Below are 21,030 nucleotides of genomic sequence, written 5' to 3'. Positions count from 1 at the left end.
AAACGCATGGGCTGCTGCGGGAATTCCTGGACCGGCGGTTTCGGCGCAGGGGCGGGGGCGGGCATGTTGGTCATCGTTCGATCCTCGATCTCTATGCTGAGATCATTTCGCCGACATATCCTTTGCGAATCGTTAGCCTGAGGCACTTCGGAAGTATCTCGTGGAGTTGACGCTGACGGTGCGACGTTTTCGTCACGCCATGCCGTTTGCCGTGCCTTCGGGGTCCATCTCGCAGGGAGATACCGGGACGTGCGAAAGGTCCCCCGCTCATTCCATCGGCGACCCGGCGGATCCGGAAACGGCGTTTTCCGTCCATTTGGCTTGACGTCAGGAGCGGTGGGCGATCAGCTACGGGCGCGACCGGCCAGAGCAAGATGCCGTCAGTGCGCCCTCCCGCAGTTCTGGAGAGTGCGTCGGGCGGCGAGGGGAGACGAGAGATGGAACTGAGTGGACGTCGGACGATCGAGGCGCCTCGCGAGGAGGTCTGGGCCGCGATCCTCGACCCTGCGGTGCTGAAGCGCTGCGTACCGGGCTGCACGGAGATGACCGGTAACCCCGACGACGGGTTCGAAGCGACCGTGGTGCAGAAGGTCGGGCCGGTGAAAGCGACGTTCAAGGGCAATATCGTGCTCGCCGAGATGCAGGCGCCGGAGCGTGTCCGCATAACGGGCGAGGGCAAGGGTGGCGCTGCCGGCTTCGCCAAGGGCGGCGCCGACGTGACGCTGAGCGAGGACGCGAACGGCACCGTTCTCGAATACGACGTGGAGGCCAAGGTCGGCGGCAAGCTCGCGCAGCTCGGCGGCCGCGTGATCGACGGGTTCGCGAAGAAGATGGCCGACCAGTTCTTCACGAACTTCAAGAATGTGGTCGAGGGCCCCGCGGAGGACGATGCGCCTGCGGAAGCGCCCGAGGCGAAAAAGGGCTGGTTCGGCCGGGGCAAGGCCGCAAGCTGAAGCCGCGCGGCGAGAGGAGAGGCGATGAACGACATTAAGATGAAGGTGAACGGCCGCGAGGTCACGGGGTCCGTCGAGGGACGCACGTTGCTCGTGGAGTTCCTGCGCAATGATCTGCGGCTTACCGGAACGCATGTGGGCTGCGATACGTCGCAATGCGGCGCCTGCCTCGTCCATGTGGACGGGGAGGTGGTGAAGGCGTGCTCCATGTTCGCGGCCGAGGCCGACGGTCGGGAGGTCACGACGATCGAGGGCATGGCGAATGCCGACGGCTCGCTGAACACGATCCAGCAGGCGTTCCAGGATCATCACGGCCTGCAATGCGGGTTCTGCACGCCCGGCATGGTAATGGCGGCGACAACGCTCCTGAGGGACAATCCCAAGCCGAGCGAGACCGATATCCGGGAGTATCTCGACGGCAATATCTGCCGCTGCACGGGGTATCACAACATCGTCAAGGCGATCATGGCGGCGAGCGGTCAGGAGGTGGACCGCGCAGCGCTCGCGGCCGAGTAGGAGGCTGCGGGAGACGGACCCGCCCGGAGCGGGAGCGAGTTTGGGGAGGAGAGGCGTATGCCCAAGGACGGCGGGATCGGCGACAGCACGCGGCGCCGCGAGGATATTCGGTTCCTGACGGGGGCCGGGCGGTATTCGGATGACATCAACGTTCACGGCCAGACCTACGCGCATTTCGTGCGGTCGGACGTGGCGCATGGGCGAATAAGGTCGATCGACGTCGCAGGGGCGGAGGCGATGCCGGGCGTTCTCAAGGTCTTCACATCGAAAGACTTCGAGGGCGCGGGCGGGGTGCCGTGCGGCTGGCTCATCACATCGCGCGATGGCACGCCCATGCAGGAGCCGAAGCACCCGATCCTTGCCGAGGGCAAGGTCCGGCACGTAGGCGACCCGATCGCCGTCGTGGTCGCGGAGACGAAGGCACAGGCCCGCGACGCCGCCGATGCCCTCGAGATCGATATCGAGATGCTCGACGCCGCCTGCGACATGAAGGCCGCGCTCGAAGACGGTGCGCCGCGCGTCCACGACGATCTCTCGTCGAACCTCTGCTACGATTGGGGCTTCGTCGAGGATAATCGGGAGGCGGTGGACGAGGCGATCAAGGCGGCGGCGCATGTCACGACGCTTGAACTCGTCAACAACCGCCTCGTCGCAAATCCGATGGAGCCGCGCGTCGCGATCGGCGAGTACAACCCCGCGACCGACGAGCACACGCTCTACACGACCTCGCAGAACCCGCACGTGATCCGTCTCCTAATGGGCGCGTTCGTCCTCAACATCCCGGAGCACAAGCTGCGCGTGGTGGCGCCCGACGTGGGCGGGGGGTTCGGCACGAAGATCTTCCACTATGCCGAGGAGGCCTTCGTGACCTTCGCGGCCAAGGCCCTGCGCCGGCCGGTCAAGTGGACGTCGTCCCGGTCGGAAGCCTTCATGTCGGACGCGCACGGCCGCGATCACGTGACGAAGATCGAGCTCGCGCTCGATGCGGACAACAATTTCACCGCGCTGCGCACGACCACGCTCGCCAACATGGGCGCCTATCTCTCGACTTTTGCGCCGTCGGTGCCGACCTGGTTGCACGGCACGTTGATGGCCGGGAACTACAAGACGCCGCTCATCTACGTGAACGTGAAGGCGGTCTTCACCAACACCGTGCCGGTCGACGCCTATCGTGGCGCGGGCCGACCCGAAGCGACGTTCCAGCTCGAACGGGTCGTCGATAAGGCGGCGCGGGAACTCGGCGTCTCGCCGGTGGAGTTGCGACGGCAGAACTTCATCACGGCGTTCCCCTATGCGACGCCGGTCGCCGTGGAATACGATACCGGCAACTATCACGCCACGATGGACAAACTTCTGGAGCTTTCCGATTATTCCGGCTTCGAAACACGTGCCACGGACTCCAAGTCCCGGGGCAAGCTTCGGGGCTTCGGCATCGCGCATTACATCGAGGCCTGCGGTATCGCGCCGTCGAACCTCGTGGGTCAACTCGGCGCGCGGGCGGGACTTTACGAGAGCGCCACGGTGAGGGTGAACGCCACGGGTTCGATCAGCGTCATGACGGGATCGCACAGCCACGGGCAGGGGCACGAGACGACCTTTGCGCAGGTGATCTCCGAGATGATCGGCATCGACGCCTCTCAGGTCGACATCGTCCACGGCGACACCGCCCGGACGCCGATGGGGATGGGGACCTACGGGTCGCGCTCCATCGCGGTCGGCGGCTCGGCCATGGTGCGCGCGGCGGAGAAGGTGATCGCCAAGGCCAAACGCATCGCCGCGCATCTGATGGAGGCATCGGAGGGCGATATCGAGCTGAAGGACGGGCAGTTCACGATCGCCGGAACCGACAAGTCGGTGGCCTGGGGCGATGTCACGCTGGCGGCGTATGTCCCCCACAATTATCCGCTCGAGGAAATCGAGCCGGGGCTCGAGGAGACGGCATTCTACGATCCGGCGAACTTCACCTATCCCTCTGGCGGCTATGGCTGCGAGGTGGAGGTCGATCCGGAGACGGGCCATGTGAAGGTTCTGGCCTTCACCGCCGCGGACGATTTCGGCAACGTCATCAATCCGATGATCGTCGACGGGCAGGTCCATGGCGGGGTCGCGCAGGGGATCGGGCAAGCGATGATGGAGAATTGCGCCTACGATGCCGAGGGACAGCTCATCTCCGCCTCTTACATGGATTACGCGATGCCCCGGGCGGGTGACGTGCCGATGTTTACCGTCGACGCCTCTTGCGCCACCCCGTGCACCCACAACCCGCTAGGCGTGAAGGGGTGTGGGGAAGCAGGCGCGATCGGGTCGCCTCCGGCGGTAGTCAACGCGGTGATCGACGCGCTCCAGCGGGGGGGTTATGACGTGGGGCATATCGACATGCCGCTGATACCTTCGCGGGTCTGGCAAGCAATTCAGGATGCTACCGCGGCCAAGCGGTAGGAAGGGACAGGACATGCACAATTTCGAACTGGTCAAGCCGACATCGATCGAGGACGCCGTTGCGGCCTTGAAGGAAGAGGAAGCGCAGCCCTATTCGGGCGGCCAGACGCTCCTGCCCACCATGAAGGCGCGTCTCGCCGCGCCGACGAAGCTCGTGAGCCTCCTCGGGATCGACGAGTTGCGATATGTAAGGATCGAGGGCGATCAGGTCCATGTCGGCGGTGCCACCACCCATGCGACCGTCGCGCGGGAGACGAAGGAGGCCTATCCGGGCCTTGCCTCGCTCGCGGCGCGGATCGGCGATCCGGCGGTGCGGAATCGCGGGACGATCGGCGGTTCGCTTGCGAACAACGATCCGTCGGCCTGCTACCCGGCGGCGGCGCTCGGCTCCGGCGCGACGATCAAGACCGACCGGCGAGAGATCGCGGCGGACGACTTCTTCGAAGGCATGTTCATGACGGCGCTCGAGGAGGGCGAGATCGTCACGGGCGTCACGTTCCCGATCCCGCAGGCCGCGCGATACGAGAAGTTCATCCAGCCCGCCTCGCGCTTCCCGCTTACCGCGGTCTTCGTCGCGAAATACGACGCGGGCGTCCGCGTCGCCGTGACCGGAGCTTCCGAACTCGGCGTCTTTCGCTGGACGGAGGCGGAAGAAGCCCTATCGAAGACGTTCTCCGCCGACGCGGTCAAGGATCTGAAGGTCGACGATGCCGACATGATCTCCGATCTGCACGGCAGCGGTGCTTACCGCGCGCATCTGACCAAGGTCATGACAGCGCGCGCCGTGACCGCTCTGTCCTGACCTCACCGCGCCCGCCTTCGTGTGGGCGCCGCCAGGCCGGACGGCCCGTTGCGCCCCGCGGCAGCGCATTCGGAACGGATGGACATCCCGCGCCATCCGTGATCCATGCCCGGCCCTGAGGGTGGGTTGCGGACGCCATGATCTACACCACCTGATAGCGCGACAGCAGCGAAGGTGGCCGCCCGGCAAATGACGCATTCCGAAAGCGCACACAACCTCGACATCGCCGCCCGTCTTTCGGTCGCACCGATGATGGATCGGAGCGACTCTGAAAATATCATCCAATTTCAGTCATTTAAGAGGGGTCGCAGGAGGTTGTAGCAGTTTTGTAGCGGATTGCAACTTGCAAGTTCCGAGCCGGTGAGCTTCACCATTGCAGGATCGGTCTTAGGGCATTGCCATCTATCGGTTGAAGGGGACCAGAAGATCGCCGTCCGTGAGCAGGTCACGGATCAATCCCGCAAGTGCAATCGCGCCGGCGGCAGCCCCCGACGCGATGTCCATCGTCGCGACATGAAGCTGATTTCGAGATCCAGGAGTCGCCACCGAGAAGGCATCCCGGATCAGGTCGTCCGACAGCCCATGGTGGTGCGGGTAGAGGAGGATGACGCGATCGCAGTCGTAGAGCTGCGAATAGGCCATGAGCTGATAGACATCGGCTTGGCTGACGCCCTGCTTGGGATCGTCGATGCGCGGCGCGATCCGTTTCCACTTGGTGTCGAGGACGACGACTGGCTGGCCCTCGTGTCGCAGGATGATGTCGGGACGGGTGCGGAACCTGCCGCGCTCCCCCTCGTAAAGACAATGCGCGAACCCGCCCTGTGTTGACACTGTGAGCGGCGTTCCGGAAAGGGCTCGGCGGGCCAGGCGCGCGACATAGGCTTCGAACAGGGCGTTCATCTCGAAGAGCAGCGCGTGACCGTCAACGTGACCCGCGCTTGTCTGCTGGAAGCGGTTGCCGAGCAGCAGCCGCGCCCAAGCCACCAGCTCGCGCCACCGGCCGTTCGTCCTGTCGAGGGTGATGCGGTCCCAGCGGAGGGCCGAGGCCGGCACGGAAGCGATGTCGGCGTAGGCGAAACCGAGCTCGCGCAGGGAGCGCTGGTTGTCGGTGGCCTGCGACAGGCGCGACAGTTTCGCCACCGCGGCCTTCATCACTTGGTTCAGGGCGATGTCCGGCGACAGCGCGTCGAAGCGGCAGGCCAGTTTCTGCGGCTGGGCGACGAGGGTCGAGAACTGCCGGGTGACATCGAGCCGGCCGCGCAGCGTGGGCAGGTCGCCCTCCTCTTCGATGTAACGGCGCGGCATCCCGTGCCGGACCGCGTCGATCAGCTTGCCGCAGAAGATGCGGATCAGGATTTCCAGCAGGGTGTCGCGCTGCCAGCCGAGCTGCGCTGCGCTGCCGGTGTCGATGCGCAGGTCATGGGCCACGGCCAGCATGTGGACGAGGCGTCGTCGAAGGGTTGCGTCGTCGGTATCCGCTTCGCCGGTGGCTTCGATTTTCGGCAGGATTTCGAGCTGGCAATCGGGGGTCGAAATGATCCCGACGACACCTCGCGCGCGCAGGGCGTGGCGCCCGTGCTCCAGCACGCCCTCGGCGCCACGTCCGGCAAAGACCGACCGCGCGGCCGTGGCGGCGAGTCCCGAGGCGATCCGGTCCGGGATTTCTTCCACGCCCTCGCCGAAGCCGATCCGTTCCCACTCCCGGATGCTGCGTCGGATCATGCGCCCGCCAGCCGCGCATAGTCGAACCCGTCTTCCCGCACGGTCCACCGATACCTTGACGCCCCGTCTCCGTCCGCATCCAGTCCGGGCGGCGGCGACAGCGCCTCGCGCCGAAGGAAGCCCCCCATCGGCGCGCTGCCCTCGGGCGCGGCATCACCCAGGACAGCCGCCACCTTGCCCCAGTCCTCAAAGAAGTATTCGGCGAGCAGCGGGATCACTTTATGGCGCATGACTACGTCTATCTCGTCGCGGGTGGTGCATCCGATGAAATAGGCGTGCCCGATCTGGTGCTCGCGGTCGTAGAGATACTCGATGCGTTCGTTCAATGTTTTCAGCAGGCGCGGCAGGTCGATGCCGGCGACGACCTTGAGTTCGTCCGGCAGAGGCATCATCTCGCGGAACTCGAATCGGCGCCGGAGCGCAGTATCGAGCAGCGCGATCGAGCGGTCCGCAGTATTCATTGTGCCGAGAATGTGTAGGTTGGCCGGCACACCGAAGTCTTCGCCGGAATAGGGCAGGCGGACCTTCAGTTCGTTCGTGCGGCCCAGCCGCTTGTCGGGCTCGATCAGCGTGATGAGCTCGCCGAAGACCTTCGAGATGTTGGCTCGGTTGATCTCGTCAACGATGAGGACGAAGGATTCCGGCGGTCCCGGCTCTGCCGTGGCTTGACTGTTCATGTAGCGCTCCAGCGCGGGAGCATTCAGGTCACTCTCGGTCAGCTGGTAGACCGTCTTCATAATAAAGGTCTTAGCATAGACTTCATTGACCGGCACGCCGGTACGATCGACCCAGGGCCAGCGAACGGCGCGCCGGTGACCATAGTCCCCCTCCTCCCGGGGATGGAATTTGTAATCGCCCGTGACTTCCCCGATAGCGCGAAAGAGCGAATTGCCTTTCGACACGATGACTATGTCTCCGGTCCGCATCCCGTTGCGGAAGATGTTCGGTGTCTGCACCCACCCTGACAGCGCCGTCAGCTTACCTTCCTCGATGCCTTCTTCCCGCAGGCGTTCGAGGATGGCGCTGCGTTCTGAATAGGCCGCGTCACTCCAGTCGATATCGGCCCAGCCGGCGACGACGTAATTCCCGGAAATGGCATCGTCGAAGATCGCGGCATGCTCGGGATTGGCGGCTTCACCCATCGACATCTTGAATACACGGCGGTCTCCCAATCGGATCGCGTTGTCAGGCGAAGATCGGCCGCTGCTGCTGCCCGCCCGCGTTGCGATCGTCCTGAAGATGCCGGGACGCGGCACCAGTGAGAAGCCGGCGCCGGGATTTCCCGACTCGTCCACGACGTCGGTTGACCCTGTCTCCGGGCGCAGACCCTCCACGAAATCCTCGTACGACACGGACTGGTGGAAGGTCACGAACTCGATCCGCTTTTCGGCACAGAGACGGCGGTAGGTGGTCATCAGCGCCTCACGATCATCGGGGACTGCTTCGCCGCAAAGCCGAACTGCCTCAGCGGCCGTCTCGTGTGTCTTGCCTGTGCCGGGAGGGCCGTAGAGGATAAGGTTCGTGGGCTCCATTTCGGCCTCCGGCTTCGGGAACTCCGGCGCGTCCTTGCCGGCATGGTTGTGGATGACCCAAAGTGCACTCTGGACATCGATGAAGTCGCGCGGTGCGAGGCCGCGGACCTCGAAGGCTCGTCGAACCGCTTGCATGAAGCCGAACTCGAGCCGATAGTTCTCGGCCGGGCTCTCGACTGTGGGAAAGCGCTCGCCGGTTGCCTCGCGCCAGAAGTCGTCGCGCACCGTCGCCCGGATATAGATGCCATCGCTCGGCGCGAGATGCATCAGCAGTAGTTCTGCAATCTGACGAGCGGCGTCGCGCTGGCCGCTACCGGGGACGTTGCTGGTCCAGATTTCCACGAAGAGAGCGAGCGCTTCGCCGTGTCGCGTTGGAGGGCCGATTGCAGAACTGGCCATGTCGAGTAGGGCCTGGTCCGTCGCGGCACGGCCGGCGTTTCCGGTGGACTTTATTGGCGCGGTCACGCGCCAGTTGAGAAGGTTGCTGCCTTGCAGGGCCTTGAGGATGCCGGCGACCTGATCCTCACGTGATGGGTGGGACAAGGCGGCCTGAAGCGCCTCCGCAGTCCGGAGCTTGTAGCCACGCTCATCGTCATCGAACGCCTTGCAGGGCGCATTGAATGTCTCGAACCCGGGATAGGCTGCCCTGAGGCGGGCGATCCATCGGTCGAGGACGGCCTCCGGTATCCGGATTGCCTCGTCCGTCCGCGGTTCTGGACCGAGCCAACGTTCGACCTTGCGTCGTCCGGCCGGCGTCAGACTTATGCCTTCGGACGTAAGGCTCACGGAACCATGCCGGCTGAGCTTGCGGATGACGGCACGGTCTGGCCACATCCAGCCGTCTCGAAGCTGAATGCCGTGTAAAGGAAAGCGCTTACCGCAGATGCGGACATAGGCCAGCAGGTAGGCGATCTCCCGTGTCGTCTCGCCACGATCCTCGTCGGCGACGTCGAGGTACCAGCCCGGTGCGGTCGCCCCTGGATTGGGGCCTGACTTGCGGGAGCTGCCGGTCGACGGCGGCTTGCCGTCGATTTCCATGCACGCCGAGCGGAGGCATTCAAGTGCCTCAGCGAAGCTCATCATGGCCAATACCTCCCGGAATGGTCCAAGCTACTAATTACTTTCGACAAATTACTATCCCTCCACCACCGGATACATCGGCAACCCCCAATCGCCGTTCGGCGCCTCCATCATCAGGTCCACCATCACCGGCAGGAAGCTCCGCAGGATCGCCGCCCCATCGCGCAGCTGGTCGCGACTGGTCCCCGAGTTCCAGGTCGAGCCGCCGTGGATCAGCTGGTTGCGCAGGACGTAGAGCCGGTCGAACAGCATCGACAGGATCAGCACGGTGTCCTTCTGTCGCAACGCGGTGTGGAAGCGTCGGCGGGCGAAGTCGAAGCGGGCCTCCCAGTCCTCGGCTCCCGCTTCGCCATGGTGATACCGCCAGAACGGCGCGAAGACGTAGCGGTTCTCGAGGAACAGGCGGATCGGGCCGGGGAAGGTGGACCACACGAGACCATAGAGCCGGCCCGGCGCATCCAGTGCGGTCAAGCGCTCGAAGTACCGGCCGAAGGCATCGCGCTCGCCGGGCTCTGACCGCTCTCCGCCATAGGCGGCGTTGAACGCGATTCACAGGAACAGGAAGGCTGCTGCGCGGTCTTCGTGTTCCTGCTCGGCTCGGCCGATCCAGCTGATTGCGCGATGAATGCGCAGGGCGAACGGCTGGGGCCAGTCGTCCCTCAGACTGCGCTGTCGGACCTTGAGCGTGGCGAAATCGGGAATGGCGAGGTTCGTCTCGGTCATGTCTCCTCCATCTTCCTTCGGGGCAGCGCGCAGAGCGCATTCACGAGCCGCATCTGCTCTACCGTCGCGCAGGGCGTCTCGGTCAGGCGCGGGGCGGTAAAGATGAGGCTCAGGGCCTTGCCGCGGCTGATAGCGACGTTCAGGCGTTCGCGGGCGAGCAGGAAATCGAGCCCGCGCGAGGTCTCCTCGGCTGAGGAGGCGGTCATCGAGATCAGGGCCACCGGCGCCTCCTGGCCCTGGAACTTGTCCACGGTGCCGACGCGCACATCCGGCAACGCGTCCTGGAGCGCGCCCACCTGCACGTTGTAAGGGGCAACGACGATGATGTCGGACCTGCGCAAGGGGCGCGTCGTGCCGTCGCGATCGGTCCAAGTGCCAGAGGTCAGCCGTTCGAAGGCGGCGCGGATCGCCGCGATCTCTTCGGGGCACTCCTGCGCGCGCCCCTCGTGGTCGACTGGCACGACGAAGGCGCCGACGCCCGGCAGGCCGTCGGCGGCGACCGCCTGGCGCGCGGTACTCTGGTGCGACGTCAAGCGGCCCTCGTAGAACTGGTCCGAGATGTAGCGGCAGAGGTCCCGGTGCATCCGTCGGGTGACGGGCAGGAACAGGCCGCGCTCAGGCGCTATTGTGGTGGCGCCGTCCAGCATCCAGTCGAGGCAGGAGAGGTTCGCCGGATGCGGATGCGCGCCCTGGATGACCTGCGGCAACTGGTTGGGGTCGCCGACCAGCACGAGGTTGCGGGCCGCGTTCGACATCGCCACGAGGTTGGCGAGCGAGACCTGGCCGGCCTCATCGACGAAGAGGTAGTCAAAGGCCCCAGCCAACTCGTCGCGCGAGAACAGCCAGGCGGTGCCACCGACGACATCGGCCGAGAGCAGCTCGGCATCCTTATTGTCCGTCGCCAGGTGAATGCGGTCGTAGGGGGCCTCGAAGGGCTCATCCTCCCGCTTGCCCTTGTGCACCAGCGTGGCGTCGGCGACCTCGAACGGCAGGTCCCGGTCCTCCAGCGCATCGACGCAGCCCATCAGAACGTTGCGGATCGCCTCGTGCGAGTTCGAGGCCACGCCGACGCGCTTGCCCTGCCGGACGAGGTTGAGGATCGCCCGCGCGGTGACGTAGGTCTTGCCGGTTCCCGGCGGGCCCTGGACGGGCAGAATGGTCTCGTCCATTGCCTCGGTCGCGGCGATAAGTGCGCTTAGCGGGTCGGCGTCGTCCCGGACGGGCAGGGGCGCCGTCCCGACGAAGCGCGGCGGGTTGCGCGACAGCAGATCCTCGGCAGCGCGGTTCCGGCGGGGACCGAGCTGGTCGGCCACTACCGCCATGATCGCCTTCGGGATCGGGGCTGATCGGATGGCGAAGGTGGGCAACAGATCCAGCCGGTCGGGCAGGACGGCACCCCATTTAGGTCCGAGCTTAATAGTGACGGTTCGCTTGCGCCGATCCATCTCCAGGATCGAGACGGTGGCAATGGTCTCTCCCAGCTGGACGCAGGCATCCTTGCCGGGGCGGAGCTTCGTTTCCTGCGACGGATAACGGTAGCTTCGCTTGATTGAACTCTTCTCCTTCTCGATCGGCCCCGTCGCGGTCAGCCCGCCAAGACAGTCCATGTCGTCGCAAAGCTCATCGGACAGCTTCGCCGCTGCGTCGAACACCGCCCAGGCGGCGGGCTTTGCCTCGCGCACGTGAAACTGCGCCAGATCAAAGAGCAGTGCCCCGCGACCCTCCGGCAGCTCCGCCTGCATCAATTCCGTCCGCAGCGCCTCCGCCTCGGCGTCGCGCTCGTCGAACGTCTCTTCCTGCGGCCGGGCAGCCTCGGGCCAAGGCGCTTCAGGACGGTGCGTCACCAGCCAGTCGCGCAGCTCCTGCGTCGAGGCGCAGTCGAGCCGGTTGTACTCCTCTATCTCGGCCAGGATCTCACTGTCGGCACTCTCGCGCCAGGCCTCGTAGGCAACGACGGACCCACCGGCAGTCTTGACCTCACCCTCGCGCCGGAAGTCGTAGAGCGCCTCCATGTCCTTGATAGAATACGATTTCTCTGATGCCGCGATGCCGCCACGCACGACCGCGTAAAGATCGCAGAACCGCCGCTCTCGCAGCCAGCGGTCCAGCATCGCCTCGCCGTACCCGTGCCGGGTGCAGAGCTTGCGCAGCGCGGTGATCTCGTAGGCGGCGTAGTGGCAGATGTGCGCGCCCGGGTGGGCCGAGAGCCGGGCGTCGAAGATTTCGAACAGATGAATCAGAGCGTTTCGCTCCTCCGCATGGTCGTGGGCCCAGAGCGCGGTGAAGCGCTCGCCGTCCCAAATGCCGTGCAGGTATTCGAGGCCATCCGTGCCGGCCTCGGCATAGTGCGGGTCGCCCTCAATGTCGTAGAAGAGATCCCCCGGATCAGGCTGCCACAGCAACTCGTAGCCCTTCCCGGGCACGGGCGAGCGGAGAACATGGTGGGGCCCCTTCGCGGCCCGGTCGGTCTGGAGCCGGGCCTGGAGGCGCAGCCGGTCGAGCGTCGGTTCGGCCAGGCGGGGGACGCGTTCGTTGCGCCCCGCGAGCGCCGCCATCGTCGTCACGCCCGCCGCTTCCAGCTTGCCCACCTGCGTCCGAGTGATCCCCGCGACGCGGTAGAGGCTGTCCTCGGCCTCCCAGACGGAGCCGCAATGTTCGCGCCAGCGGCAGAGGTCGCAGGTGGCGCAGGGGACCGGTCGGGTTGGCCACGGGGTGGTGACGAACGCCTCCAGCCTGCCGCGCGCCCCGCGAGCGTAGTCGGCGTATTCGGCCAGCCTGAAGGTGGCGCGGGTGCCGTTGCCGAGCAGGACATGCGCGTGCTCTGGCGCCCGGCCCTGGAGCGGGGCGAGCAGGTCGGAGTAGAGCACCAGTTGCAGCAGGTGCTTCGGGTCGGGCTTGCGTTTCAGCTTGGTGTCCGCGACCTCGTAGGAGAACGGGCCGAGACCGGAGGGGACCTCGACCCGTTCGAGGAAGTCCGACCAGCCGCCCCAGGACAGCCGCCCGGTCCCGCCCTCGAGCGCGCCCTGGACGATCACCGCAGCGCCGCTTGCCAGCGCTTCCTGCGTCGCCCCGACCGCGACATCGAACGGCAGGTCCTTGTCGATCTCGGCCACACCGCCGGCCTCCCTGAGGCTCCCCAGATGGGCGGCCTCATGCGCATCGCCGCGCTTCTGGAGCAGGGCGGCGTCCTCGCTGTCCTCCGCCGGTTTCGGCCCGCGCCCGTGCAGCCTCTCGAGGTCGAGAAAGCTGGCATGGGCGCACGACATAAAGCGCATCAGGTCCGAGGCGGAAAGGCGGACGCCGTGTCCCTCGCGCTTCATGCAACCGCCTCGACCGCGTCCCGGGCGGCGAGGCGCAGCGTCTGTCCGCCGAGCTCGCGGAAGGCGCGCTGGCGGCAGGTGAAGACGATGATCTGGAGATCGCCGGCCTGCCGGTGCAGGGCGTCGAACATGCGTTCGATTCGGTCGTCGTCGGTGAAGACCAGCGCGTCGTCGAGCAGCACCGGGGCGTGGCGGCCGTCCTTCGCCAGCATCCGCGCGAAGGCGAGGCGGACCAGAAGGGCGACCTGCTCCTGCGTGCCGCCCGAAAGGATGTCGATCGGCTCGGCCTGGCCGTTGCGGGTCAGCGCCTCGGGCAGGAGGGTGTCCTGGGTCCAAGTCAGCTCTGCGTCCGGCCATAGGAGTTGCAGAAGCGGCTTCAGCTCGGCCGCGACCGGGGCGAAGTAGCGTTCGCGCGCCTCGGTGCGGGCGTGGGTCAGGGCGGCTTCGAGACGGCGCAGGACGGCGACCTCGTGGGCATGGCGGGCAAGCTCCGCCTCTGCGGCCGGCAGTTCCTGCTCGCACTCCGCCAGCCGTTCCTCGACCGCTTCTCCCGAGCCGCGGGCGATGCGCTCGTCCAGCGTCGCGATCTCGGGGCGCAGGCGGGCGATGTCGGCGCGCGCTGCATCCTCGACCGACCGCGCGCGCCTCAGGGCCGCTTCGGCGGCGGCCAGGTCGGGCGCGGCGCGCAGCTTCTCCGCGTGGATCGCCTCGGCCGCCTCGAGTTCCTGAACGGCCTGCCGCATGGCCGCGTCGAACGCCGCGACCGTGGCATCACTGAGCGCGGCGAGGGCGGTTTCCGCCCGGCTCAGGCGATCGCGGGCGCCGGCCTCGGCTGCGTCGGTGCCGGCCAATGCCTCCCGCGCTTTCGCCATCGCTTCGGAAGCGATTGCCTGGGTGGACTGCGCCGCGGTCATCACCGACCCTGCCGTGCCGAGCCTTGCCTCGGTGGCGGCCGGGTCGAGCGCCTCGGCATCCTCCTCGGCCTCCGGGATGCGCGCCAGCACTTCGCGAAGTTTCTCTATGCCCGCGGGCGCCAGCGCCTCGAGCCGGGCCTTCGCCTCACGCGCCTGCGCCGCCGCCTGCGCGCGAACCTCGGCGGCTGTCCGGGCCGCGGCAAGATCGGGCAGCCCAAGCGCGTCCAGCTCTTTCGCCAGCGCCTTTTCGGCCCGCTCGACGGCGTCGTCCTCCTGGGCCCCGGCGCCGGGACGGATCTGGATCTCGCCGAGCCCGTCGACCGCCAGCCTCGCGCCGCGCGGGATGGGGTAGGGGGTTCCGCCATCCAGCGCCCGGCCGTCGAGGGTCACCGCCCCGTCGCGTCCTGCCGCGTAGGTGACGACCAGTTGCGTCGCCATCGCGTCGCGGGTCGCCCGCGCAGTGGCGAGGGCCGTCGACAGGCTCTCCAGCTTGCGCAGCGCCGCCTGGTCGGGGCCGGTGAGTGCGGCCGCCTCGGCTTCCTCCCTCAGCTTGCGCGTTGCCTCGGCCTCGGCGATGCGCTGGACAAGCTCGGCGCGGCGCTGCGCGCCATCCCGGGCGGCCTGCTGGCGCCCGGCCCGGCGGTGGTTTTCCTCGGCTTGCTTCAGTGCGGTCTTCGCCTGATCCAGCGTCGCCTCGGCGGCGGTCAGGGCGGTGCGCGCCGCGGCATGGTCCGCCTGCGCTGCGGCCTTCGCCGCGGCAGCCCCGGTCGCGAGCCCGGCGGCCTCGTCGCGTTCGGCGAGCGCGACGCGCAGGGCTTCCAGTCGGGACTGCGCCGCGGCGACGGCCATGCGGGCGGTCGTCACCTTGCGCGCTTCGGCCTCGACGCTCTCGGCATGGCGCTCGGCCACGGTGTGGGCCTTGGTCGCATCGTCGAGACGCTTCTTCCGTGCGGCCAAAGCGTCCGGTGCCTCGATCTCGGCCAGTTCGCGCCGCTTGCGCTTGCGCCGGTCCAGGGCGTCGTGCAGCGCCGCCGCCGTGGTCGAAAGCTCCGACCGGCGCAGGCGCAGCGCCTCGACCCGGTCCGACGCCGCCTTCCACGGTCCGCCCGTCTTCTCGCGCCCGGTCGCGGTTGCGAGCACCGACAGCTCTTCGCGGCAGCGTGCCAGGGCCATGTCCATGCGTCGGCCGCCGGTCATCGCCTCGACCTCTTCCGAGACCGACGACATCAGGTCGCGCCGTGCCTCCAGCGCCGCCGCCTGCTCCCGGTTCGAGCCGCCGGTGAGGCCGGTCATGCCCTGGCGCACCCAGACCAGCCCCGAGGGGCCACCCGAGGTGCCGCCGACCAGCCGGGCGATCCACGCCTCGGCCTCGTCGGCCTGGGCGACAAGGCGGCCGGCCTGGTGGACCGTCGCCGCGGGGCGCGAGGTCCAGCGCTTGGCGATGGTGAAGGTGCCGGCATCGGTCTCGACCTCGACCGTCACCTCGGGCGCGCCGCCCGCATGGGGCTTCAGCGCCTTGATCTCCTTGTCGTTGGCGCCGTGGGCCTTGAAGAACAGGGCCTGGACGGCGTCGAACAGGGTCGACTTGCCGTGCTCGTTCGGCTCGCAGAGGACGTTCAGCCCATCGCCGATGCCGGTGAGGCCCGTCAGCGCGGTGAACCGGCGGACGTTGTTCAGGGTGATGGCGCGGAGCTTCATTGACGGGCCTCCTTCACATAGGCGTAGAGCCGGGCGAGCGCATCGGCCGCCACCTCGCGATCCTCGCGCGAATGGGTCTCGCCCTCGGCCTCGGTCATCAGCGCATCGGCGGCGAGCCGCAGCGCCCCGCCGCGGTCGATCTCGTCGAGGTCGGCCAGTTCGTACTGTGTCTGGAGCGCGCCCGTCCGCAACTCGAAATGTGCGAACTCGGGGCCGATGTGGCCCGCCGCCCGCGTCAGCTCGACCTGCTCGGGCAGGCCGGCCCAGCCCGACGCGTTGACCCGCACCAGCCGGTCGCGGCGGGCCTCTGCCGGCAGCAGGTCCAGCAGCGCCGCGGCGGCGTCCTGGCCGGGCGTGAGGGGCAGGTCGAGGTCCTGCCAGAGGAAAGCGCCCGTCTCGATCTCCTCGACCAGGGGCGCGGCGCCGAGGCCGTCGATGCTGACCGCCAGGCAGACGCCGCGCCGACCATGCTTGAAGCGGTCCTGTTCCGGGCTGCCCGGGTACTGCACACGCGGCCCGATCTGCATCCGGCCGTGCCAGTCGCCGAGCGCCAGGTAGTCGAGCCGCGCCGACCGGTCGCGGTCCGGCGGGACGTTCGCGGCTTCGTCCGTGAAGTCCGTCACCGCGCCATGCGCCAGCCCGATGCGGAGCGTTCCCTCGTCCGAGGGCATCGTGACCAGCGCCTCGGTCGCGTCGGCGCCGGAGGAGCGCCATTCGACGGGGCAGGGCAGGAGGGTTGCCTCGGGCGACAGGCTTACCGGCTCGGGCGCGGTCAGGCAGCGGACGTTGCCCGGCGCCTCGCGCGCGATCATGTCCCAGAGCGGCTCGGCCTCGCGCAGGTTGTCGTGGTTGCCGGGCAGCAGCCACCAGCGCAGGCCGGCATCCTCGGCCATCGCCGCGATCGCCTGGCGCACGACGGGCAGCGAGGGCGTCGGGGTGTCGAAGGTATCCCCGGCAACGAGGATGTCGTTTGCGCCATGGGCGCGCGCGGCGGTGGCGATGCGGGCGATGGCACCGTGGCGGGCTTCGCGCAGCCGGCCGCGGATGCTGCCATCAGGCGGCTCGGGGATGTTGGCGAACTTGGTGCCGAGATGCAGGTCGGAGGTGTGGATGAAACGGAAGGTCATGGATTACTCCTGAACGGCAGGCAGGGTCGGCGGGCGGGCTCGATGTATCGAGCCATGAGGGACAAGTACGACAGATCCTGTCGTGCAGCAGGCACGCCTGACCGGCTTTGGAGGTAATTTCGCTGAACGCATGGTGAACATCTCAGAGTAGAACGTCCCCGTTCCGTTGCGGATCGGCGAGCAGCATGCGCAGACCGTCGGGGGAAACGACCTCCACCGAATCGCCCCAGGATAGCAGGTGCCAGGCCATCTCGAGCCAACCCGAGGCGGTGAATCGCACCTCCAGCCGCCCGTCCGCAAAGTGCTGGCTGCTCTGTGTCGGGTGAAACCGCCAATCCGCGGCGCGGTCGGCAGCCTGCTCCGAGAACCACAGGACGACCTCGCCGTGTTCCTCCTCGGCTTGGTACGAGCCGAAGGCCCGCGCCGCATGTGCGGCCAGCCTGAATTTGGGATCGCGTGCGAAGGGTGTCTGCGTCGCCTCGACATCGATCATCCTGTCCAGCCGAAAATGGCGCAGCACCGCGTCATCGCCCGTCTGCTTCGCCACCAGGTAGTGCCGCGCGCCGATTAGGATGCCATAGGGCTCCACCTCGCGCGCCCTCCCGGAGTACGAGAACCGCAACAGCCATGGCCCCTTGAGCGCGTGCGCCACGGCCTCTGCCATTCCTGGGTCGATCTGGACGAAGGGCCCGGGCCGCGCCGCGACCCCGTGCGCCTCAAGCATCGCGTCGGTATCGGCCTCGGCCGCCCGCGCGGCGGTTGGGGGCAGCGCCGCCAGAAGCCCGTCGCGCAGGCTGGAGAGCGCATTAGCCTCGCGCTGGTCGCCCTGCGCCTCGAGCGCTGTGATGCCGGGTTCCAGCGCCTCCAGCTCCTCCGCCCCCCTCAGGCGCATCCGCGCGACCAGCATCTCCTTCAGTCGCCACCGCCGCTTGCGGTCCGGACCGTCGTGGACCTCGACCGCGTGGGGAAAGGTCTCGATCAGGGCGCGGACCATCCGCTGCGCGGTACGTCCGTGGACATGGAAGGCTTGTGAGATTTCTTCGAGAGTCACGCCGGAATAGCGAGAGGCCGCCAGATCCGCGAGGCGCAGCAATTTGATAGCATTGGAAGGAAATTCTGCCTTGCTCCACTTCAGACGATTTTTTGAATGCCGACACGGACAGATTCGAAACAATGCCAGCCGAAAGATGCCGCAACATCGACAGCCAGTGATAGGCAGAATCTCTACAATATCATGACCGGGTGACCCACCTTAATACAACCGATGCAGTCGGGGGGCGGTCACACCATCGAGGCCATGCAATGGAGGCAGGCCAGGGTGTTTGAGAACAGGATTGTCGCACTAATCATCCGTTTCCTGGTTCCGGCTCCTCGGGCGAGAGCCGGAACCAGAGACGGACGGGTCGGCGCGAAAGAAGGAGGAACGACTGAAGATCGAGTGAGGTCTTGATCTGGCCATCGAGCCGGAAACCCGAACGGGAGGCAGATGACTTAACAAGCTTCTGGCGACAACCAACCAGGGTTCGGCGGTTCCACTGGTCGATTTCGACCGACTGGTGGCCTCCTGTTTTGACGATTTTGGGGTGGAACGCGTTTACCGGGCGCTCGATCGCTTGCCGATCCCGCACCGCGCGGGTTCGGATGCCGAGCGATTGGCATCCGCATGGCTTGCCGGCACCGGGCAGCGGGCACAGCCCGGGAGCATTGGAAAGGAGAGATAAGGCACGACCCATGCAGGACCGGATCACCCGCACACACTTTATGGGTAACCGTTCAGTGCTGCGCCGTATCCGCCGCCGCCGGGCTTCTCCCGCCCGGCGGTGCTTGACGATGACGATTTCCATGGCGGCATCGGGCCGCCCCGTCATCGATGAAGGAAATCTGCATGAAAATCCAGATCGAGCGCCGGCACTCCGGCGGACCGACCGCGACCGCCACAAAAGGCGGCACACAACTGCGCCCTCCGCGCAACTTCACCGTCGAACATCGACGTGTTCGGCGACAGGTCCGGCAACCGGGAGGTGCACGATGAGGAGTCGAGAAACCGGGGCTGACAGCCTGGCCCACCTTATCGCCAATACGCTGGCGGAGGCGCGAGCCGTGAGTACCGATCTGCGCGAGATCATCATTCCAATATTGTCGCCGGTCCAACGGACGTATCCGCAGCACGTGGCGCGGCGGGTCGCCGGCGGCAGGATTTTCGACGAGGCCTTCGTCCGCGATCTCGATGCGCTGATCGACGATCTCGAGCGGCACGTCTCGAACGAAACTCGTGTCGGCTGGCAGGCAGATGGCAATCACATCCGCGGGGGATACGAGATCATCTCCCGCGACGCCGGGATTACGCGACTTGCGCCGTCGATCGGGCGTATGCGCGAGTTTCGCGACGGGATCATGCGGGTGCTCGATCTTGCAAAAGGCTTCCGCTTGGCGGAAGAAATCTTTCAGCCGTGATCCAAGGCGGCGCCTCCCGGGGCGCCGCCGCTTGAGGGCCGGCAGGCCCGGGCGGTCGGCCGGATCACCGGCCGCCGGTGTGTCGTTAATTATCCCTTTTGCTGCTGCCCGACGACACGCCACTTGATACGCTGCCCAAGGTAGGTCAGCCGCGCCGCGTCATCGCGACAACGTTCGCGCTGGCATTGGGGATGTCCCTACAGGGGCACTGAATGCGCGAGATGTCGATCTCAAGGGAGTCTACCCAATCCCGGAACTCCTCGATCGGCGATCTTTCAAAGTGGCTCTGATTGTGGATCGTGGCGACAATAAAATCCTCTTTAAATTTTTAGTAACTTGCGGGCGTGTGGTTGGCTGTGTAGCACGCTTGTAGCACAATCAACACGTTTGCTCGACGAGCGTGGGTCAGTGAAGCGATGTCAATCTGGTTCTGGTTAGTTCTAATCGCTCCGGCGGTAGGGGCCGAAACGCCAGCGCAAACACCCTTGAAATCACAGAAAATTCCCTGAGAGTCCGGCCGGATTCCGGCGGTGGGTCCTGAAGTGTGGCGTACTCTGTGCGCGGGATCAAGAGGTACACACCGGGTGGCGCGCGCGACGAGCGCCAACGCGATCGTGTGGATTTCCTTGTTGCGCAGCACGCTGTCGGGATTCTTTTTGCTGTCGCGCAACTTCGGCTTGGTCGCCCGGGTCTCCGTGATGTGCACGATCCTCGATCTGGGAGCGTGGTCGGCGATGCAACGTGGACGAGAGCGCAGAGCTCATCTCGCTGGCAAGCGCGGCCGGATTTCGCTGCTTAACCTCGGTTGCAGGCTTCCGGGCCTATCTGGGCAAACTCTCGGTTGCCATCAGCGACGAGGCGGCGGCGTAGCATTTCAAACGTCTCCCAGCCCTCCCGATTGCGGCACCAAGCTGTCGCTTGAGGCTGAGCCAAAGTTGACGGCGTGCCAAGGTCACGAAAAGACTACAAATGCCTGCAACGGTTGGATTATGAAGCGATGAGGCGGAGGCATGATAAAAAACAATGGACGTATTTTCCCTGAATCAGAAGTCGATCGAGCGATATGAGAATTTCTCTCGCTCCTTCGCCAACATTCGCTCCGAAGATCTTCAATTCGCAATCGATCGGGCCTACAATGAGCGCCGATATGTCCGCGAACCGCTTATCAGTCTTAACCCCCGGTTCAGACCCGGAGCCTCGGTTGATGAGCGGGCCATCGATGGAACAATTCTTGCGGACACGGCAAAAGTCTTCCGCCGCAATGATGGAGCCCCGATCGAGCTCTATGTGCACCAGGACATGGCGCTCGGCATGGCGCAATCCGGAAAAGGCTTTGTCGTCACAACAGGTACGGGATCAGGCAAGTCGCTCTGCTTCTTCATTCCATTGATCGACGCGGCAATTCGCGCGCGGGCCGCGGATGGGCCTTGATGCTGTAACCGCCCCCCGACGGCATCGACGTGCCAGGGTGGGATCGCAACAATCCATTTTGGGAGGCGGTCATGTCGGAGATTACCACGGTCGGATTGGATCTCGCGAAGAATGTGTTTCAGGTCCATGGCGCTGACGCCAGAGGTGGCGTGGTCTTTCGCAAGAAGCTCAGAAGGGCCGCGGTGCTCGAGTTCTTCGGCAAGCTGCCGCCCTGCCTCGTGGCGATGGAAGCCTGCGGTGGCGCGCATTTCTGGGGGCGGGAGCTGACACGGCTCGGCCATGACGTCAGGCTCATCCCGCCCGCCTACGTAAAGCCGTT

Annotated in this window: 15 protein-coding genes and 1 pseudogene; 7 read left to right on the top strand and 9 right to left on the bottom strand. The window is 66.3% G+C overall.

What is annotated here, in order from left to right; translation table 11 throughout:
- Positions 1-437 precede the first annotated feature (437 nt).
- Genes LX81_RS05990 through LX81_RS05975 form a run of 4 tightly spaced genes read left to right on the top strand, consistent with a single transcriptional unit; the run spans position 438 to position 4,710 of the window.
- Positions 438-953 carry an SRPBCC family protein gene (locus LX81_RS05990; RefSeq protein ID WP_111536405.1) on the top strand — a complete coding sequence of 172 codons (516 nt, stop codon included), beginning with the start codon at positions 438-440 and terminating at the stop codon, positions 951-953.
- A 24-nt stretch (positions 954-977) separates the two neighbouring features.
- Positions 978-1,469 (top strand): (2Fe-2S)-binding protein, encoded by a 492-nt coding sequence (locus LX81_RS05985; RefSeq protein ID WP_111536404.1) that lies wholly within the window; start codon positions 978-980, stop codon positions 1,467-1,469.
- 57 nt (positions 1,470-1,526) lie between these two features.
- On the top strand, positions 1,527-3,908 hold the full coding sequence (locus LX81_RS05980) for a xanthine dehydrogenase family protein molybdopterin-binding subunit (protein ID WP_111536403.1): 2,382 nt from the start codon (positions 1,527-1,529) through the stop codon (positions 3,906-3,908).
- A 13-nt stretch (positions 3,909-3,921) separates the two neighbouring features.
- Positions 3,922-4,710 (top strand): FAD binding domain-containing protein, encoded by a 789-nt coding sequence (locus LX81_RS05975; protein ID WP_111536402.1) that lies wholly within the window; start codon positions 3,922-3,924, stop codon positions 4,708-4,710.
- 402 nt (positions 4,711-5,112) lie between these two features.
- Here LX81_RS05975 and LX81_RS05970 read toward each other — a convergent pair whose 3' ends face one another.
- From LX81_RS05970 to LX81_RS21865, 9 genes are all read right to left on the bottom strand, one after another.
- Positions 5,113-6,480, bottom strand: a complete 1,368-nt coding sequence (locus LX81_RS05970; RefSeq protein ID WP_211322716.1) for an McrC family protein — start codon at positions 6,478-6,480, stop codon at positions 5,113-5,115.
- Positions 6,429-9,047 (bottom strand): DUF8426 domain-containing protein, encoded by a 2,619-nt coding sequence (locus LX81_RS05965; protein ID WP_234822506.1) that lies wholly within the window; start codon positions 9,045-9,047, stop codon positions 6,429-6,431. Before LX81_RS05965 ends, LX81_RS05970 begins: the two co-directional genes overlap by 52 nt.
- 51 nt (positions 9,048-9,098) lie before the next feature.
- Positions 9,099-9,515 (bottom strand): hypothetical protein, encoded by a 417-nt coding sequence (locus LX81_RS22485; protein ID WP_211322715.1) that lies wholly within the window; start codon positions 9,513-9,515, stop codon positions 9,099-9,101.
- Positions 9,516-9,593: 78 nt separating this feature from the next.
- Positions 9,594-9,767, bottom strand: coding sequence for a hypothetical protein (locus LX81_RS22480; protein ID WP_211322714.1), 174 nt, complete (start codon positions 9,765-9,767; stop codon positions 9,594-9,596).
- The gene (locus tag LX81_RS05955) at positions 9,764-13,087 is read right to left on the bottom strand and encodes a TM0106 family RecB-like putative nuclease (RefSeq protein WP_170133855.1); all 3,324 of its coding nucleotides are present in this window, start codon (positions 13,085-13,087) and stop codon (positions 9,764-9,766) included. Before LX81_RS05955 ends, LX81_RS22480 begins: the two co-directional genes overlap by 4 nt.
- Positions 13,084-15,699, bottom strand: a complete 2,616-nt coding sequence (locus LX81_RS05950; RefSeq protein ID WP_111536400.1) for an AAA family ATPase — start codon at positions 15,697-15,699, stop codon at positions 13,084-13,086. The genes LX81_RS05955 and LX81_RS05950 overlap by 4 nt, the downstream gene beginning before the upstream one ends.
- Entirely contained in the window at positions 15,696-16,826 is a 1,131-nt protein-coding gene (locus LX81_RS05945; protein ID WP_111536399.1) for a metallophosphoesterase family protein, read from the bottom strand. Before LX81_RS05945 ends, LX81_RS05950 begins: the two co-directional genes overlap by 4 nt.
- Positions 16,827-16,968: 142 nt before the next feature.
- On the bottom strand, positions 16,969-17,820 hold the full coding sequence (locus LX81_RS05940) for a helix-turn-helix transcriptional regulator (RefSeq protein ID WP_146259397.1): 852 nt from the start codon (positions 17,818-17,820) through the stop codon (positions 16,969-16,971).
- A 352-nt stretch (positions 17,821-18,172) separates the two neighbouring features.
- The gene (locus tag LX81_RS21865) at positions 18,173-18,670 is read right to left on the bottom strand and encodes a hypothetical protein (RefSeq protein ID WP_146259396.1); all 498 of its coding nucleotides are present in this window, start codon (positions 18,668-18,670) and stop codon (positions 18,173-18,175) included.
- On the opposite strand from LX81_RS21865, the gene LX81_RS21860 reads away from it, so the two are divergent.
- The 3 genes and pseudogenes from LX81_RS21860 to LX81_RS05925 all read left to right on the top strand — a co-directional run.
- Positions 18,657-19,280, top strand: a complete 624-nt coding sequence (locus LX81_RS21860; RefSeq protein ID WP_146259395.1) for a hypothetical protein — start codon at positions 18,657-18,659, stop codon at positions 19,278-19,280. The two genes, LX81_RS21865 and LX81_RS21860, sit on opposite strands and share 14 nt — an antisense overlap.
- Positions 19,281-20,303: 1,023 nt before the next feature.
- Positions 20,304-20,711, top strand: a complete 408-nt coding sequence (locus LX81_RS05930) for a hypothetical protein (protein ID WP_111536396.1) — start codon at positions 20,304-20,306, stop codon at positions 20,709-20,711.
- A gap of 71 nt (positions 20,712-20,782) precedes the next feature.
- Positions 20,783-21,030: pseudogene (locus LX81_RS05925) on the top strand (IS110 family transposase); the annotation flags it as partial.

Origin of the sequence: Palleronia aestuarii (assembly GCF_003253995.1) — a bacterium.
Lineage (GTDB): Bacteria > Pseudomonadota > Alphaproteobacteria > Rhodobacterales > Rhodobacteraceae > Palleronia > Palleronia aestuarii.
The sequence above is the reverse complement of the archived record's forward strand: the minus strand, read 5'-3'. Positions and strand labels throughout refer to the sequence as shown.